We start from the raw sequence: 18,535 nt of genomic DNA on the forward strand, positions 1-18,535 counted from the left end.
ATATTTGTATATGATTATCAGATTTAGCAACAGTTATTTGGAAAGTATAGCTAAAGATGAAAGCATAAAAGGCAAGCCGAAGTATGATAAAAGCGTAATTATAAAGTTTAAAAAAACTTTAAAGATTTTACAAAGGATGCCTGATACAAAAAGTTTGCGTTTGTTAAATAGCTTGAATTTTGAACCTTTAAAAGGAAAGCTTAAAGGAAAATATTCGGTAAGGGTAGATTACCATTACAGGTTGATTTTTTTGATTGAACAAGACGAAATAACAGTAACAGAAATACTACTTATAGAAGATTTAAGTAATCATTATCAATAAAATGGGTAACGATAAAATTTTAGATAAAGAAGGCAATGAAATAGTGTTAGCTATTGAATTGCACCCTGGCGAAGTTTTAAAAGATGAATTAGAGGCCCGGAAAATAACAAAATCGGCCTTTGCTATGAAGATTGGAATGTACCCGGGCCATTTTGGAGATATTGTAAAAGGTAAGCGGAATATTACGGCTGCTATCGCTTTAAAGCTGGAAGCGGAACTCGGAATAGCAGCCGAGTTTTGGATGGCCTTGCAAACAGATTATGATTTGCACAACGAACGCAGTAAACTTAAAAATAGCGCTTAAAAAGCTTTCAGAAAACTATTCTCCTTTTACTCTTCAGGATACTACAGGATGCATACCAAAAAATAATCAGCTAATATGCGGGCTTAAACCAATAAACCTGCTTCAGCCTAAAAGCAGATCGTTAAATTGTATGCAGTTGAAATTAAACCGATTGCTGAAATGGTATGCAGGCATTTTGCTTGCATTGCTTTTATTTTCAGCATTTACAGATGAACAAACCATTTCGCTTACCGGAACATGGCGTTTTAAAACCGATCCTCAAGATGTAGGCATTCAGCAGAAATGGTTTAACAGAACGCTGGACGAAACCATCAAACTTCCGGGTTCTATGGCCGAAAATGGTAAAGGCGATGACATCACTTTAAAGACCAAATGGACGGGCAGCATTTACGATAGTTCCTGGTATTTTAACCCACATCTGGCTAAATACCGACAGCCCGGCAATATCAAAATTCCATTCTGGCTGACACCTGCTAAACACTATGTTGGTGCGGCCTGGTATCAAAAAGATGTTACGATTTCCAAAGACTGGAAAGGCAGGCACATTACGCTTTATCTGGAATATGCGCATACCGAAACCAGGGTTTGGGTAGATGACCAGGAAATCGGGATGCAAAACAGCTTGGTTTCTCCGCATATTTATGATCTCACCCAGTATCTTTCGCCCGGAAAACACACGATCAGCATCAGGATCGATAACCGGATTAAGGAAATCAACGTTGGGCCGGATTCACATAGTATCACCGATCATACCCAAGGCAACTGGAATGGTATTGTAGGAAAAATGGCTTTAACAGCAGGTTCTCAGGTTTACCTGGATGATATTCAGGTTTATCCTGATCTCAAGAATAAGCTGGCTCGTATTAAGATCAGCATAAAAAGTGATGTAAAAACAGCATCGTCCGGCTGGTTGAATATTTCTGCAAAAAGCTTCAACACCAAAACTATCCAGCAAATTAAAATGGTTAAAGGTGAGTACAAGCTTGAAAATGGAGAAGGAACGGCCGAAATTGTTTTACCAATGGGTGCTCATTTTTTAACCTGGGATGAGTTTAATCCTGCGCTCTATCGTTTAACTGTTCAATTAGTTTCCCGGAACGGAAGTGAGCAAACCAAACAGGTTCAGTTTGGAATGCGGGAATTTAAAGCAGTAGGCCGCCATTTTGAAATGAATGGCCGTCCTGTTTTTCTTCGCGGAACAGTTAATAATTGCGAATTTCCTTTAACCGGATATCCGTCTATGGATGTTCCGGCATGGACACGCATTTTTAAAATTGCACGCGTCCATGGCTTAAATCACATGCGATTTCATTCTTTTTGTCCGCCGGAAGCTGCTTTTATTGCTGCTGATCTGGCAGGATTTTATTTACAGCCCGAAGGGCCAACCTGGGCCAATCACGGTACTTCTATCGGCGACGGCAAACCGATCGATCAGTATATTTATGATGAAACCAACCGAATGGCGAAGTTTTACGGCAACTATGCCTCGTTTTGCATGATGGCTTACGGCAACGAGCCGAGGGGAAAGCAGGTGGAATTTCTAACCAAGTTTGTAGATTACTGGAAAGCGAAAGACAGTCGCCATTTGTATACCGGCGCTTCTGTTGGCGGCAGTTGGCCGGTTATTCCAAATAACGAATATATGGTTCGTGCAGGCGCGCGGGGTTTGGCCTGGGATAAACGGCCGGAAAGCGAATCGGATTACGCTTCGCAAATTGCTTCTTTTACCGTGCCTTTTGTGGCGCACGAAATGGGACAATATTGCGCTTTTCCGGATTTTAAAGAAATTAAAAACTATACGGGCGTTTATCGCGCTAAAAACTTTGAACTTTTTCAGGAAGATTTACAAGATCATCACATGGGCGATGAAGCTGAAAAGTTTTTAATGGCTTCCGGTAAATTGCAGGCGTTGTGCTATAAAAATGAGATTGAAAAGGCTTTGCGTACGCCTAATTATTCCGGTTTTGAATTGCTTTCTTTGAATGATTATCCTGGACAAGGAACTGCGTTAGTTGGCGTATTAAACGCTTTTTGGAATGAGAAAGGATACATCACTCCAAAACAATTCAGTCGTTTTTGTAATAGTACTGTTCCTTTGGCGCGTATTCCAAAATTTGTTTTCAGTAATAATGAAAGCTTTAAAGCAGCGGTAGAAATTGCGCATTTTGGTGCAGCTCCGCTTACTAATGCACATACTTCTTGGAAAATTACCGATAAAAAAGGTATTGTGCTGGCAAAAGGAAGTTTTGAACCGAAAACGATTCAAATTGGTAATAATATCAGTTTAGGCGAGGTTAATTTTCCGCTTTCCAACATCACCAAAGCAACAGCATTAGATCTGGAAGTTATGGTTAACAACACTTCTTTTGCTAATGATTGGGATTTCTGGGTTTATCCTGCAAAACTTCCCGAAGCAAAATCTGATAACATTTATTACTGTACTACTTTAGATGATAAAGCCAAAGAAACGCTGGATAAAGGCGGAAAAGTGTTTCTGGAAGCAGCCGGAAAAGTGGTAAAAGGCAAAGAAATTGTGCAAACGTTTTTGCCGGTTTTCTGGAATACTTCCTGGTTTAAAATGCGCCCGCCGCATACTTTAGGTATTTTGTTGGATCAAAACCATCCGGCTTTTAAAGATTTTCCAACTTCTTTTCATAGCGATTTGCAGTGGTGGGAAATCGTAAACAAAGCGCAGGTAATGCACCTGGAAGATTTTCCGCCGGGTTTCCGTCCGCTGGTCCAACCGATTGATACCTGGTTTTTAAACCGTCGTTTAGGTTTGATCATGGAAGCGAAAGTGGGCAACGGAAAACTCCTGGTTTCCAGCGCTGACCTCACTTCCGATCCCGAAAATCGTCCGGCTGCACGCCAATTGTATTATAGTTTGCAAAAGTATATGGCTTCAGATCAGTTCAACCCAAAAACCAGTGTTGATTTTAACGTGGTAAAAGATGTATTTGAAACTGCATCGCACGAAGTTTTCAGCACTTATACCAAAGATAGCCCAGATGAACTGAAGTCAAAACCGGAGCAAAAGAAATCAACCTAATGCTTCTTTTATCACCTAAAAATATGAATAAACTTAATTTATTAAAGAAGATAACTTTTGCCGGGATTGCATTTCTCGCTGTTGGAATTTCTACGCAGGCGCAACCGCTTCCATCTAAAAAAGAAGTGTTAAAAGTGATGCAGCTCACCAATAATTACTTTATGCAAAAGTGGCCTGACCCCGGAAAAGAGATCACCACGAACAGGACGCGGCCAAGTAATATCTGGACGAGAGGCGTTTATTATGAAGGCTTGATGGCTTTATATCAAATAGATAAAGACAAAAAATATTACGATTACGCGGTAGATTGGGGACAAAAACACCAGTGGAACTTACGTAACGGCATTACCACCAGAAATGCGGATGACCAAACCTGCGGCCAGACGTACATCGATCTGTACCAAATGGACAAACAGCCGGAACGCATCAAAAACATCAAGGCATCGATTGATTTGATGATGAAAACGGATAAAATTGACGACTGGACCTGGGTTGATGCCTTGCAAATGGCCATGCCGGTTTACGCAAAGCTTGGCGTTCAATATAAAGACAACGCTTATTTCGAGCGGATGTATCAAATGTACAATCATACCAAAACAGCAGAAGGCGGCGGTTTATACAATACCAAAGAACATTTGTGGTGGCGCGATAAAGATTTTGTGCCGCCTTACAAAGAGCCAAACGGCGAAAATTGCTACTGGTCGCGCGGAAACGGCTGGGTTTTCGCAGCTTTGGTCAGGGTGATGGATTTGATACCGAAGAACGAAGCGCACCGGGCAGAATATTTACAAACCTTTAAAGAAATGGCGGCGGCTTTAGTGCCCCTGCAAAGAACAGACGGATTTTGGAACGTAAGTTTAAAAGATCCAACCCATTTTGGCGGAAAAGAAACTACCGGAACTGCGCTTTTTGTTTACGGCATGGCCTGGGGAATTAACAACGGCGTTTTGGATGCGAAAATTTATCGTCCGGTTCTGTTAAAGGCATGGAATGCGATGGTAAAAGATGCCGTTCATCCCGATGGCATGTTAGGTTTTGTACAGGGTACCGGAAAAGAACCAAAAGATAGTCAGCCGGTAAGTTATACCAATATTCCTGATTTTGAAGATTACGGCTTGGGCTGTTTCCTGCTGGCCGGAAGCGAAGTTTATAAATTGAAGAAATAATAAGATGAATTGTAAACCACTGATTTTATTTTTCTTACCGGCCATGCTTCTTTTACCGGCAAAAAAAGTGTGCGCGCAAAAAATAGCGGTTTCCAATGTTTATCAGCCAGCTTCTTTTCCGCTTGTTCATCAGCAAAAAGCGGCTTCCATTTATATTGATTCGAAGGATGCAGCAGTCGTGCCGGTTGCTGCCGAAGCTTTCAAAAACGACTTAACAGCCATAACCGGAGCTGTTTCCGAAGTAAAAAAAGATGCTGCAGGTTTAGATACTTTCCCGGTAATCATCGGAACTTTAGGACAGTCAAAATGGATTGATGCTTTAGTAAAATCCAATAAAATTAAAGCCGAAAAAGTTCGGGGAAAATGGGAAACTTTTTCTATTTCGGTAGTTGATGCGCCTTTTACCGGCATAAAAAAAGCATTGGTGATTTTCGGAAGTGACCGAAGGGGAACAGCTTTTGGCGTTTTTGAATTATCAAGAATGGTGGGCGTTTCGCCTTTATGCTGGTGGGCAGATATTGTACCCGAACATCAAAATGCTTTATACATTTCTCCAGGAGAAAGCCTGGAAGGCCCGCCTTCTGTTAAATACCGCGGTATCTTTTTAAACGATGAAGATTGGGGTTTGCAACCCTGGGCAGCCAGAAATATGGACAAAGAGGTGAAAGACATCGGCCCAAAAACTTATACCAAAATTTTTGAACTGCTGCTTCGGATGAAAGCCAATTTCATCTGGCCGGCTATGCACCCTTGCACCAAAGCTTTTTATTTTTATCCTGATGACCCGAAAATTGCCGATCAATATGCCATTGTAGTTGGTTCCAGCCATTGCGAACCGATGCTGCGGAACAATGTTTTTGAGTGGGCGGAGAACTTTCAGAATGAATACGGACAAAAACCGGGCGAGTGGCGTTACGATCTGAACCAAAAACAAATTGATCAGTATTGGTCGGACAGGATTCAGCAATCCAAAAATTACGAATCGGTTTATACGGTTGGCATGCGTGGGATCCACGACGGAAGTATGCCCGGGCCGAAAGATAAAAACGAAAAAGTGAAGCTGCTGGATAAAGTAATTACTAACCAGCGTTCCATTTTTGCTGCTGATTTTACCAAACCTGTTAACCAGGTTCCGCAGATATTTTGTCCGTATAAAGAAGTGCTTTCCCTTTACCAGGCCGGTTTAAAACTGCCGGACGATGTGACGATTGTTTGGGCGGATGATAATCATGGTTATGTTCGTCAGCTTTCCAATCCGCAGGAACAGAAACGTTCTGGCGGAAGCGGCGTTTATTACCACATTTCTTACTGGGGCGCACCGCAGGATTATTTGTGGTTGTGCAGCACTTCGCCTTCGCTCATCTCGTACGAACTCTCTAAAGCATATCAATACGACGCTAAAAATTTATGGGTAATTAATGTGGGGGATATTAAGCCGGGCGAAATGGAGACGCAATTTTCCATGGATTTAGCCTGGAATGTAAACCGCTGGAAACCAGAAAATGCTTCTCAATATGCAGCATTTTGGGCTGAAGAAACGTTTGGAAAAGCATTTGCAAAACCAATTGCAAAAATTAAAAGTGAATATTACCGGCTTTCCCAGACTGCAAAGCCAGAACACATGAACGCTGTGATTTTTACGGATGCAGCAGTAGATCAGCGTTTAAAAGAATATCAGGCAATTGCAAAAGAGGCAGAAGAATTGCAAAAGCAAATTCCGCAGCGTTTACAGGATGCCTATTTCGAGCTCATTTTTTACCCGGTAAAAGGAGCATGTTTGATGAACGAAAAGGTGCTTTATGCGCAGAAAAGTTTAGAGTTAGCAGCAAATGGAGACAAAACAGCTTTAGATTTTTCCCGAAAATCTGAGGCAGCTTTCCAACAAATCCAAATCATCACCAAAAAATACAATGAACAAATTGCGGGCGGCAAATGGAACGGTATAATGAGCTGGCACCCGCGGGACCAGGAAGTTTTTAAAATGCCGAAAATAGCAACAGAAGAGATGGTTGAAGAAGGGAAAAAGTTAAAAGTTCCGACTAATTCTAAAGATAAAACGATCACCATTCAGGCTGCTTCTTTTACCACTAAAAAAGATGCGCCTGATGCAAAAATTACCACTATAATCGGATTAGGAGCAGGTGGAAATGGGGAAACTTTGCTTCCGGTAATGATTAATCCCGTTGATCAGAATCAGCTTAAAAATGCAGCTTACTTAGAATATCAGGTGGATTTGCCCAAAGGCGATCATCGCATCAAAATTAAATGTTTGCCCACTTTTGGTGTTTATGAAGGCCGTGGCGTTCGATATGCAATTAGCGTAAATGATGAAACTCCTCAAGTAATTAATGTGGCTCCAGCTTCAGAAAATGCAGTTTGGAAACAGAACGTTTTGCAGGGATATGCTTCCGGCGAAACACTGCATCACCTAAAAAACAGTGGTAAAAACAGCATTAAAATTTATCCGCTTGATCCCGGAACGGTCATTAATCAGTTAGAGATCAGGTAAAAAAACCGGCATGAAAAAAATACTTTTACAACTCGTTATACTTCTTTTACCGGTTATAAATTATGCTCAAAGTATTGGTAATTACGTTTCCGGGTTTAAAAAGGCAGGAAACGAACTGTCTTTTACCACAACCGGCGGAGAAGTGAAGCTTGATTTTTGCACCAGCAGTATGTTCCGTGTCCGTGCTTCGTGGAATAAAAAGTTTGAAGCGGATGAAAATTTAATGGTAGTTAATTACCGCTTTCCGGATATTAAATTAACGGTTGCAGAACAAAAAGATCATTTTAAAATCTCTACCGATTCGCTTTCGATCAATATTTTTAAAGCGCCTTTTCGTATCGATGTTTTTAATAAACAGGGGCGTTTGCTTTCTTCGGAATCGCCTTCACCACAACAAGAAAACTTATTTAAGCAAGGCGATACGGTTGGCTGTCGTAAAACAATTATGCCCGATGAGCATTTTTTTGGTTTTGGCGAACGGATGGATTTTCTCGACCGAAGAAGCAAAAAACTGAAACTAAATGTTGGCCGCGGCAACGAAATGCCTTATATTATCGGTGCTTATAATATTCTGGAGGCCAATTATTGCCCGGTCCCGTTTATGATGAGTACGCGTGGTTATGGCATTTTTCTGCATAATTCTTCTGCTACCGAGTGGGATGTGGCGGCTTCTAAAAATAACCAGCTTAATTTTAAAGCTGTTGACGGACCGCTGGATTATTACTTTATGTATGGCCCGGATTTTCCATCCATCTTAAATCAATACACCACATTAACTGGTAAAAGCCCAATGCTGCCCCAATTTGCTTTGGGCTTGCATGTAGGAACTTATAGCGGCGGAACCTGGGGTTACGAAGCTAAAACTTCAACACATTATGTAGTAGAACTGGCAAAAAAGTTTAGGCAAATGGGCATTCCTGCTGATCTGATCTGGCTGGATTCTACCTGGCGACTGTTTGGAGAAGTTGGCGGAAAAGGCGCAACGAGTTTTGAATGGCGCGAAACATTTAAAGATCCGAAAGCGATGTTCGACAGTTTGTATGCCATGAATTACAAAATGGTTGGTTTGCATATCCGTCCGCGGGTGGATAATGCCAGGAAGCTGAACTTGCTGGATCAGGCAAAAGCCAAAGGATTTACTTATCCTGAAAATGGAAAACCTGGAGAATTTGTTAATTTTTTCGACCAGAAAGCAGTGGATTGGTGGTGGCAAAACGGCTTAATGCGTGTTGCTGCACAAGGGGCAAAGTTTGTAAAAACAGATGAAGGAAGCGCTTTTGCTTCGCTGGCGAATGAAAGTGATAAAGTCGGGCCAACGGGAAAAGAAGCAGAACGTTTGCATAACGTATTCCCGATCGCTTATGCCAAAGCTCCTTTTGAAAAGTTTCAGGAATTTAACAAAGTGCGCGGTTTAAACCATACGCGCGAAGGTTACAGTGGCATCCAGCGTTATCCGTTTATTTTTGCCGGCGACTGGCCAAGCGAATGGCAATATTTTGCGCCCGTAATTAAAGCAGGCATCAATATCGGACTTTCGGGCGTAGGCGATTGGGGACATTGTATGGGCGGATTTGAGCATCCGGCCGATCCGGAATTGTACATCCGTTGGGTGCAGTTCGGCATGTTTAGTCCGGTTGCAATGGTTTTCGGCATGGATCATCCCGGGTACAAAGAACCGTGGAATTATGGCGATGCCGCTTTAAAAAACTTCAAAAAATACGATCTGCTGCGTTACCGCATGATCCCGTATTTATACTCAACCCAATATCAGCAATATAAAACCGGTTTGCCCATGATGCGCGCGCTGGTTTTGCAGGATCAGCAGGATGAAAACACGTACGAAATTGGCGATCAATATATGCTGGGCGATAACTTGATGGTTTGTCCGGTTACTACAAAACGCGCTGTAACGCGTACCGTTTATCTGCCAAAAGGAAACTGGTTTGATTACTGGACGGGCAAAAAATATTCCGGGAAACAGTATGTGCATGTTTTAACTCCGTTAGATACCATTCCGCTTTTTGTAAAAGCTGGCGGCATTATCCCGATGCAGCCCGAAATGAAATATTTTGGCGAGAAGAAAGCCGATGTGATCACGCTGGATATTTTCCCCGAAGGGAAATCAAGTTATAATTTGTATGAAGATGATGGCAAAAGCTTGGCTTACCAGCAGGGACAATTTGCGATTACGAAGATCGATGCTTCTTTTACCGGGCAAAAATTAGAATTTGCTATTGCAAAACCTTTCGGGAGTTTTATTCCTGAAGCACATCGTTACCTTGCTAAAATCCGTTGGAACGGAGAAAAGCCATCAGCAATAACAGAAAACGGAAAGCCCATAGCTATTGCTTCCAATCCAGCTAATCTTGAAAAAGCTGCCGGTTGGTTTTTTGATGCCAATACAAAGATTTTATGGGTAAAAACAGCATCATCCAATCAGGCAAATATTCAAATCATTATTTTATAGTATGATGAAACGGTTCTTACTTCAATTCCTGATGCTTCTTTTACTGGCAAATTTTGCAGAAGCTGCAGGTTCTCCCAGAACAAAATACAATTTTAATTCCGGCTGGAAATTATTTGTTGGCGATCCGCAAGGCGCAGAAGCAATAGGCTTTAATGATGCCGGTTGGAAAGCAGTAACGCTGCCGCATCCCTGGAACGAAGATGCTGCTTTTAAGGTTTCTATTGATGATTTGCCAACTGGGATTGCCTGGTACCGCAAACATTTTAAAATACCAGCAGGCGATGCCGGTAAAAAGGTTTTTTTGGAGTTTGAAGGGATCCGGCAGGGAGGGGATTTTTATTTAAACGGAAAGTTTATCGGCAGAAACGAAAACGGTATCATGGCTTTTGGTTTCGATATCACTTCCCTTTTAATCCAAGGCGAAAATGTAATAGCAGTCCGCACGGATAATTCCTGGAACTATAAAGAGAAAACAACTGGTTCCGCTTTCCAATGGAACGATAAAAATTTCAATGCCAATTATGGCGGCATCCACAAAAATGTTTGGCTGCACGTAACCGATAAATTGTACCAGACGCTGCCCTTGTACGAAGGCTTGCAGGCAACCGGCGTTTATATTTATGCCAAAGATTTTAATATTCCCGCCAAAACTGCAGCGATAACTGCCGAAGCGCAGGTTAAGAACGATTATTCCTCAGCCAAAACTTTTCAGTACGAAGTAGAAATTAAAGACCTGGACGGCAAAACGGTAAAAGTATTTTCCGGAGAAAAAGCAACGGTCGGCCCGGGGGAAATGAAAACGGTAAGTGCTTCGGCCAAAATCAACAACCTCAACTTCTGGAGCTGGGGCTACGGTTATTTATATACTGTTTTTACCCGGTTAAAATTGGGCAATGCAGTGGTGGACGAAGTGCAAACGAAAACCGGTTTCCGCAAAACAGAATTTAAAAACGGGATGGTTTATTTGAACGGCCGTGTGCTGATGATGCATGGCTACGGGCAGCGTACAAGTAACGAATGGCCGGCTATTGGCAATGCCGTGCCTGCGTGGATGAGCGATTACAGCAATAATTTAATGGTAGAAAGCGGTGGGAATTTAGTGAGATGGATGCACATTACACCCTGGAAACAAGATGTAGAATCTTGCGACCGTGTGGGTTTGATCCAGGCAATGCCAGCCGGTGATTCGGAAGGCGACGTGCAGGGAAGGAGATGGGAACAACGCAAAGAAGTGATGCGGGATGCTATGATCTATAACAGAAATAACCCGAGCATCTTTTTTTATGAAAGCGGAAACAAAGGCGTGAGTGAGTTACACATGCAGGAAATGAAAGCCATTCGCGACCAGTATGATGCAAACGGCGGCCGTGCTATTGGCTCACGTGAAATGTTAGGCAGTAAAGTGGCCGAATACGGCGGCGAAATGCTGTATACGAATAAAAGCGCCGGTAAACCTTTGTGGGCGATGGAGTATTCGCGGGATGAAGGGCTGCGCAAGTATTGGGACAATTTTACGCCTCCTTTTCATAAAGATGGCGCCGGGCCGTTGCACAATAACGAAGATGCAAGTGCTTATAACCGCAACCAGGATTCTCATGCTTTGGAGGATGTGGCGCGCTGGTACGAGTTCTGGAAAGAAGGGCCGGGAACGGGAGACAGGGTGAGCTCCGGTGGGGTGAATATCATTTTTTCAGACTCGAATACCCATCATCGCGGCGAGGAAAATTACCGTAGGAGTGGTGAAGTGGATGCGCTTCGGATTGCAAAAGATGGATTTTATGCGCACCAGGTGATGTGGAACAATTGGGTAGTGCCGGATAAAACAGCTATCCATATCATCGGCCATTGGAATTATGAGCCGGGAATTAAAAAAGATGTTTATGTAGTGGCCAGCGGCGATAAAGCAGAACTGTTTGTAAATGGGGTTTCACAGGGTTTTGGCGGGCAAAGCAACCGTTATGCTTTCACTTTTAAAAATGTAGCCTGGAAAGCAGGAACTTTAAAAGCCGTTTCTTATGATCAGTCTGGTAAAAAACTGGCCGAAACGCAAATCAAAACAGCAGGCCAACCAGTAGCTTTAAAGCTCACTGCTTTTCAAAGTCCGACCGGGATGAAAGCAGATGGCGCAGATTTAGCTTTTGCCGAAGTAGAAGTGGTCGATGCCGTGGGAAACCGGTGCCCTACAGCTTTAAATACGGTTGATTTTACATTGAACGGCCCGGCAGAATGGCGCGGCGGACTGGCACAAGGCTCTGATAATTACATCCTGTCTAAAAGCCTTCCGGTAGAATGCGGCGTAAATAGGGTAATCATCAGATCTACCACACAAGCCGGAAAAATCACGTTAATAGCTAATGCACAAGGTTTAAAACCAGCAACTTTGGTTTTGCAATCTGCCCCGGTTAAAGTTATCGATGGTTTGGCTTCAACTTTTCCTGCCGATGGTTTGAAACCTGCTTTAAAACGCGGCCCTACGCCTGCCGGCCCTTCTTATACCGTAACCCGGAAATCGGTAAAAATTTGGGGTGCAACTGCAGGCGCCAATAGTGATAAAACCCAGGCGAGTTACGACGATAACGAGTTAACAGATTGGGTAAACGATGGCAATGTTGCTACTGCCTGGATTAAATATGAACTGGCTGAAGAAACAACGGTAAACGAAGTAGAATTAAAGCTTAATAATTTTAGAAGCCGGGTTTATCCAATCAAAATTTTGGTTGATGGCAAAGAGGCTTTTAATGGTTTGACCGAAAAGAGCTTAGGTTACTGTACGTTAACCTGCAAACCAATAAAAGGCAAAACGGTAACTATCCAGCTAACAAATGGTAATATTACGCAGCCCACGGGCAATTCAGGAGTGGAAGTGAATGGCAAAAAACTGGATGACGGCGTAACCCGGGATGATAAAAACGCAAAAGGAACGCTTAGCATTATCGAAGCAGAAATTTACACTAAACCCTAAAATGATCATGAAAGTAGCTTTTAAAATGAAATTAAAACCTGGCTTTGAACGGGAATATCAAAAACGTCATGACGAGATCTGGCCGGAGCTGGCGCAACTGCTTAAAGATAACGGCATCAGCGATTATACTATTTTTCTGGATGAAGAAACCCATACTTTGTTTGCTGTGCAAAAATTATCAGGCCAATCTTCGCAGGATTTAGGCCAGACGGAAATTGTAAAAAAATGGTGGGCTTACATGGCTGATCTCATGGATACGAATCCTGATAATTCTCCGGTTTCAGTTCCTTTAAAAGAAGTTTTTCATCTCGATTAAAACCTCAATTTAATATGAAGAAATTAATAGGATTAGTTGCCGCAACAGCAATACTGTTTTTAGCAGGTAAAAATGGTGATGCCCAAAATATGGGTTTAGCGCAAAATTTTTGGCCGACAATCAAAAAGGAAATGCACCCCTGGACACGTTGGTGGTGGATGGGCAATGCCGTGGACGAGCAGAATGTTGCATCACTTTTAAAACAATACCATGATGCCGGGATTGGCGGCGTTGAAATTACGCCGATTTACGGGGCAGTGGGTTACGAGCAGCGTTACCTGGATTTTCTCTCGCCTAAATGGATGGACGTATTAAATTATACGGTAAAAGAAGCAACAAGCCTCAATATGGGTGTTGACATGAACACCGGCACTGGCTGGCCTTTTGGCGGTCCGCAAATTACGCCTGAACTGGCTGCATCTAAATTGCTCATCCAAAAATATCCGTTAAAAGCAGGGGATGCCTTAACGGAAAAAATACAGGTAAACGATGCAAGGCAAAAAGCTGTAGCTAAATTACAGGCGGTAATGGCTTATGGTGACAAAGGCGAAGTGATAGATGTAACAGCAAAAGTTGCCGCAGACGGAACTTTGAACTGGAAACCTACAACCGGAAACTGGCAACTGTTAGCTGCTTTCGATGGTAAATCCCGGCAAATGGTTAAACGTGCTGCGCCAGGCGGAGAAGGTTTGGTAATGGACCACCTTAATAAAAAAGCAGTTGATGTTTACCTGAAACGATTTGACGATGCTTATCAGGGTAAAATCCCCGGTATCAATAATTATTTTAATGATAGTTATGAAGTTTTTGGTGCGGATTGGTCGCCGGCACTTTTTGATGAATTTCAGAAACGGCGAGGCTACGATTTAAAGCAGCACCTTTTAGAATTATCTTCCAAAGATTCTACTAACGAAAATGTGGCCCGCGTTAAATCTGATTACCGGGAAACCATGAGCGATATGGTATTGCATAATTTTACGGAGAACTGGACAGATTGGACACATAAAAATCATAGTAAAACAAGAAATCAGTCGCACGGTTCGCCGGGAAATTTATTGGATCTGTACGGAACAGTTGACGTGCCGGAATGCGAAACTTTTGGTTCAAGTTACTTTCCGATTCCAGGTTTGAGGCGTGATAGCGCCGATGTCCGCAATGTAGATCCTGATCCTATGATGTTTAAATTTGCTACTTCGGCAGCTCATGTAAACGGAAAACCTTTCGCTTCTTCCGAAACTTTTACCTGGCTGGCAGAGCATTTTAAAGCTTCGCTTTCTCAGTGTAAACCCGAAGTGGAAAACATTTTTCTTTCGGGCGTGAACCACGTTTTCTTTCACGGAACCGCTTATACGCCGCAGGATGTTCCTTTTCCGGGATGGTTATTTTATGCTTCGGTTAACTTCTCGCCAACCAATACTTTCTGGCCGCATATTAAAGGCATGAACGATTACATCACCCGCTGTCAGTCGGTTTTGCAGGATGGCAAAGCAGACAACGACATCCTGATGTACTGGCCGGTTTATGATGTTTGGAACAAGGCATCGGGTATGGAAATGCTGCTGGCTATTCATGGCATAAATGCATGGCTTCGTCCAACGCAGTTTTACCAGCAATCCAAACAGTTAACGCAGAAAGGTTATACCATAGATTTTATTTCGGATACACAAGTTGGTGCAACTAAAGTAGTCAGCGGAATGCTGCAAACTAATGTTAACGCTTCGCCTTATAAAGTTATCATCATTCCAGAATGTAAAATGATGCCGGTTGCTACCTTGAGAAATATTTTGCAATTGGCCAATAATGGCGCAACGGTAATCTTTCAAAAATTACCAGAAGATGTACCAGGTTTAAATGATCTGGAAGGCCGCAGAAAAGTATTTAAACAAATGCTGGCCACACTTAAATTTTCTGCCGGTAAAAACAGCATCAGCGAATTTAAAACCGGGAAAGGGTCTGTATTATTAGCTTCCGATTTACAATCAGCTTTGGATTTTAAGCAGGTAAAACGGGAAGCTTTAACAGACTCAGGGTTAGAATTTAACCGGCGCAGAATTGATGGCGGTAAATATTATTACCTGGTTAACCACACGGCAAAAGCAATCGATCAGCAAATTATTTTAAATGGTGATGGAAAATATGCAGTGATATTAGACCCTCAATCTGGTGATAGCGGAATGGCTGAAACCTCTTCTGCTAATCATCAGCTTACTGTTCATCTGCAGCTAAAATCCGGGGAAGCATTAATTTTAAAGGTTTATAATCAGCAAAAACCTGCTGTTAACAACTGGGTTTATTTAAACAAACCCACGAAAACCATCAGCGTAAATAACAATTGGAACTTACATTTTACAGCAGGCGGGCCCGAACTTCCTGCAGGCCAAAAGCTGAGCAAGCTGGGTTCGTGGACAGAACTGCCGGGCCCGAAAGTAACAGCTTTTTCTGGTAGCGGTGTTTATACCAGCACCATTTTTTTGCCGGTAAAAACAGCAAAAGAGTATGTGTTGAATTTAGGCAGGGTTGCAGAAAGTGCGCATGTTTGGATTAATGGGAAAGATGCAGGCATTTTGTGGGCAAACCCATTTGAAGCAAGGATCGGAAAATATCTTCATGCCGGAACGAATACAATTAAGGTTGAAGTGGCCAACCTGATGGCCAACCGCATCAGCGATATGGATAAAAAAGGTATCCAGTGGCGTAAATACCATGAAATTAATTTTGTAAACATCAATTATTTACCTTTTGATGCTTCCAAATGGCAACCCATGGCTTCTGGTTTAATCGGGCCGGTTACGGTTGTGGGTTATAATTAGTTTTTTGTGGAAGGAACCCTTTTTATTGATACTTTTATAGTGCGAAACCTAAGTATTAATGAAGCCGATTAAATTTTTTAGTTTTATAAAAGTAGATGAATATTCTGCTACGCCAAAATACCTGCAGCTAACTAATTCTATCCTCACAGCTATCGAAACCGGAAAAATTCAAAAGGATGATCTGTTGCCTTCCATTAATGAATTAAGTTACGAACTCGAGATTTCGCGGGATACGGCCGAAAAAGGTTATAAATATTTGAAAAAGCTGGGCGTTTTAGGTTCTATTCCTGGTAAAGGTTATTACATCATCAGTACAGATTTCAGGCAGACTTTAAAAATCTGCCTGCTTTTTAACAAGTTAAGCTCTCATAAAAAAATAATTTACGATTCTTTTATTGCTGCCATTGGTGAGAACGTAGCGATTGATTTTTACATTTACAATAATGATTTTTCTTTATTTAAAAAACTGGTAACCAACAAAAAAGATCAGTACTCGCATTTTGTTATCATCCCCCATTTTATTGAAGGCGGAGAAAATGCACATGAAGTCATCAACCTCATCCCGAAGGAAAAGCTGGTTTTATTAGATAAAAAAATACCCGGTGTAAATGGAGAATATGCAGCAGTTTACGAAAATTTTGAGAAAGATATTTATGTATCGCTGGACCAGGCACGCGAGCAATTAAGCAAGTATAACACCATTAAACTCATCTTTCCGAAAGATAGTTATTTTCCGAAAGAAATCATCAAAGGGTTCAGCCGTTTTTGCCAGCAATATGCTTTTACCCATAAAGTGATCAGTTGTTTAACCGAGGAAGAATTGCAGGAAGGCGTAGCCTACATCAACCTAATGGAAAACGATTTGGTGGTCCTAATTGAAAAAATTATTTCTTCTAACTTTGAAATTGGTAAGCAAATTGGGGTTATTTCTTATAATGAAATCCCTTTAAAAAAGATTATTTTAAATGGCATTACCACCATCTCTACTGATTTTAAAGAAATGGGTACGCTGGCTGCACAGTTGATTTTAGAAAACTCTCCGCGGCATGTAGAAGTTCCTTTTACTTTAACTTTGCGAAATTCTTTGTAAATTCAACTCCTTACCAAGAAGATGGACAATAAAAATTATCTGATAAAAGAAGCATTTGCTTATATTTAAGAATGGAATTTGGAAAAGTAGAACCACACGAAGTAGCAGCCATTGATTTTACATTACCTGCCGATCCTGGTTTTACAACAGATACTTTAAAAAGCAATCGGTCCGGGCAAAAATTAAAAATACATGTAGGCTGCGTTACCTGGGGGGCTAAAGACTGGGTAGGCGAAGTTTATCCTCCGGGAGTAAAAGAAAGCATGTTTTGGGAGGCGTATGCCAAACAGTTTAACTGTATGGAACTGAACGCAACCTTTTACCAGGTCTATCACACAGAAACGCTAACAAAATGGAAAGAAAGGGTGGCAGTAAACCCAGATTTTTTGTTTTGTCCGAAGTTTTCCAGGCAAATTAGCCATGCTGCCTCTCTAAAAACCGTTTATGAATTAACGACTACTTTTTACGAAGGTATTTTAGCTTTTGGTGAGAAATTAGGGCCTTTGTTTTTGCAGTTAAGCGATTATTTCGGCCCTGAACGTTTTGCAGAATTAGAAACTTATTTAAAGCAATTGCCAAAGGATATACCTGTATTTGTAGAGTTGAGGCATGAGCGCTGGTTTTCGGATAAGCCATTGCAGGAAAAGGTTTTTTCCATGTTAAAAAATTTAAATATAGGCGCCGTTATTACTGATGCAGCCGGAAGGAGGGATGCTGTACACATGCACTTGCCTACGCCCGCTGCTTTTATTCGTTTTGTTGGAAACCAATTGCACCCAACAGATTACCAGCGGGCCGACGACTGGGTGAAACGGATCAAAACCTGGCAAGAACAGGGATTGGAATCTTTATTTCTGTTTGTGCATCAGCATTATAATGTTACAGAACCTAAACTTGCCGATTATTTTATTAGTAAATTGAACCAGGAATTAGGCTTAGCTTTAAAAAGGCCACAATTTATTCAAAAGCCTTTGGCGCTGTTTTAAGTGGAAAAGAAAGTTTTAATCAAGAAAATAGGTGATAAAAGAAGCATCATCCGTTTGAGCAATAATGCTTATTGTGGGTAACTTCTAATATTTTTAACAGTTTAGTTAAGACTTCGCTCATTCTGCTAACAATAGCCTTAATTTTATCGGTTTTTGTGGTATTTTTGCTGTCAACAATGTTCCTTATGGTTCATGTCGATAAATATTACTGATTTTTTGACTTTAGTTAGGTGAAAATCTCCTAATTAATTTTTTACATACAATACAACAATATATTCATATACACACTATCCGTAGGTGTTTTGTTAATTTCGATAAACTTAGACCGTACAAACACCTGTAAACCCCTTAATAGCTAAGGATATAGAATTTTTTAGTTAATCAATTTTTGAAACAGATATTTTTATTTACCGTAAATGCTTTTAACATAAATCTATGTTAGATTTAGTATTTTTTTGCTTAAGCTAATATTATACATGAAAAAAATTTACTTAGAGTTTTCCCTGAAAATATTTTTAGTGCTGTTTTTATCCCTTTTAAGTTTAGCAGTACAG

General features: G+C 41.4%; 11 protein-coding genes. All 11 read left to right on the forward strand.

Going from position 1 to position 18,535, the window contains the following annotated elements:
- Nucleotides 1–10: 10 nt before the first annotated feature.
- The 11 genes from GO621_RS04610 to GO621_RS04660 all read left to right on the forward strand — a co-directional run bounded on the left by GO621_RS04610 (nt 11) and on the right by GO621_RS04660 (nt 17,981).
- Entirely contained in the window at nt 11–322 is a 312-nt protein-coding gene (locus GO621_RS04610) for a type II toxin-antitoxin system RelE/ParE family toxin (protein WP_157564608.1), read from the forward strand.
- A gap of 1 nt (nt 323) precedes the next feature.
- A complete protein-coding gene (locus GO621_RS04615; protein WP_157564609.1) occupies nt 324–626 on the forward strand; it encodes a HigA family addiction module antitoxin in 303 nt (100 codons plus the stop codon).
- 130 nt (nt 627–756) lie between these two features.
- Nucleotides 757–3,675, forward strand: a complete 2,919-nt coding sequence (locus GO621_RS04620; protein WP_157564612.1) for an exo-beta-1,4-galactosidase — start codon at nt 757–759, stop codon at nt 3,673–3,675.
- A 23-nt stretch (nt 3,676–3,698) separates the two neighbouring features.
- On the forward strand, nt 3,699–4,841 hold the full coding sequence (locus GO621_RS04625) for a glycoside hydrolase family 88/105 protein (protein WP_157564614.1): 1,143 nt from the start codon (nt 3,699–3,701) through the stop codon (nt 4,839–4,841).
- 4 nt (nt 4,842–4,845) lie between these two features.
- Nucleotides 4,846–7,350: a glycosyl hydrolase 115 family protein gene (locus GO621_RS04630; RefSeq protein WP_157564616.1), complete on the forward strand. Its 2,505-nt coding sequence runs from the start codon at nt 4,846–4,848 to the stop codon at nt 7,348–7,350.
- A 10-nt stretch (nt 7,351–7,360) separates the two neighbouring features.
- Nucleotides 7,361–9,817: a glycoside hydrolase family 31 protein gene (locus tag GO621_RS04635; protein WP_157564618.1), complete on the forward strand. Its 2,457-nt coding sequence runs from the start codon at nt 7,361–7,363 to the stop codon at nt 9,815–9,817.
- 1 nt (nt 9,818) lies between these two features.
- Nucleotides 9,819–12,779 carry a glycoside hydrolase family 2 protein gene (locus GO621_RS04640; RefSeq protein ID WP_157564620.1) on the forward strand — a complete coding sequence of 987 codons (2,961 nt, stop codon included), beginning with the start codon at nt 9,819–9,821 and terminating at the stop codon, nt 12,777–12,779.
- A gap of 7 nt (nt 12,780–12,786) precedes the next feature.
- Nucleotides 12,787–13,095 (forward strand): L-rhamnose mutarotase, encoded by a 309-nt coding sequence (rhaM, locus tag GO621_RS04645; RefSeq protein WP_157564660.1) that lies wholly within the window; start codon nt 12,787–12,789, stop codon nt 13,093–13,095.
- A 14-nt stretch (nt 13,096–13,109) separates the two neighbouring features.
- The gene (locus tag GO621_RS04650) at nt 13,110–15,905 is read left to right on the forward strand and encodes a glycosyl hydrolase (protein WP_232335591.1); all 2,796 of its coding nucleotides are present in this window, start codon (nt 13,110–13,112) and stop codon (nt 15,903–15,905) included.
- Nucleotides 15,906–15,963: 58 nt separating this feature from the next.
- Entirely contained in the window at nt 15,964–16,995 is a 1,032-nt protein-coding gene (locus GO621_RS04655; RefSeq protein WP_157564622.1) for a GntR family transcriptional regulator, read from the forward strand.
- Between the two features lie 71 nt (nt 16,996–17,066).
- On the forward strand, nt 17,067–17,981 hold the full coding sequence (locus GO621_RS04660) for a DUF72 domain-containing protein (protein WP_157564624.1): 915 nt from the start codon (nt 17,067–17,069) through the stop codon (nt 17,979–17,981).
- Nucleotides 17,982–18,535 lie beyond the last annotated feature (554 nt).

The sequence above is a fragment of the Mucilaginibacter arboris genome (assembly GCF_009754915.1).
Taxonomy (GTDB): domain Bacteria; phylum Bacteroidota; class Bacteroidia; order Sphingobacteriales; family Sphingobacteriaceae; genus Mucilaginibacter_A; species Mucilaginibacter_A arboris.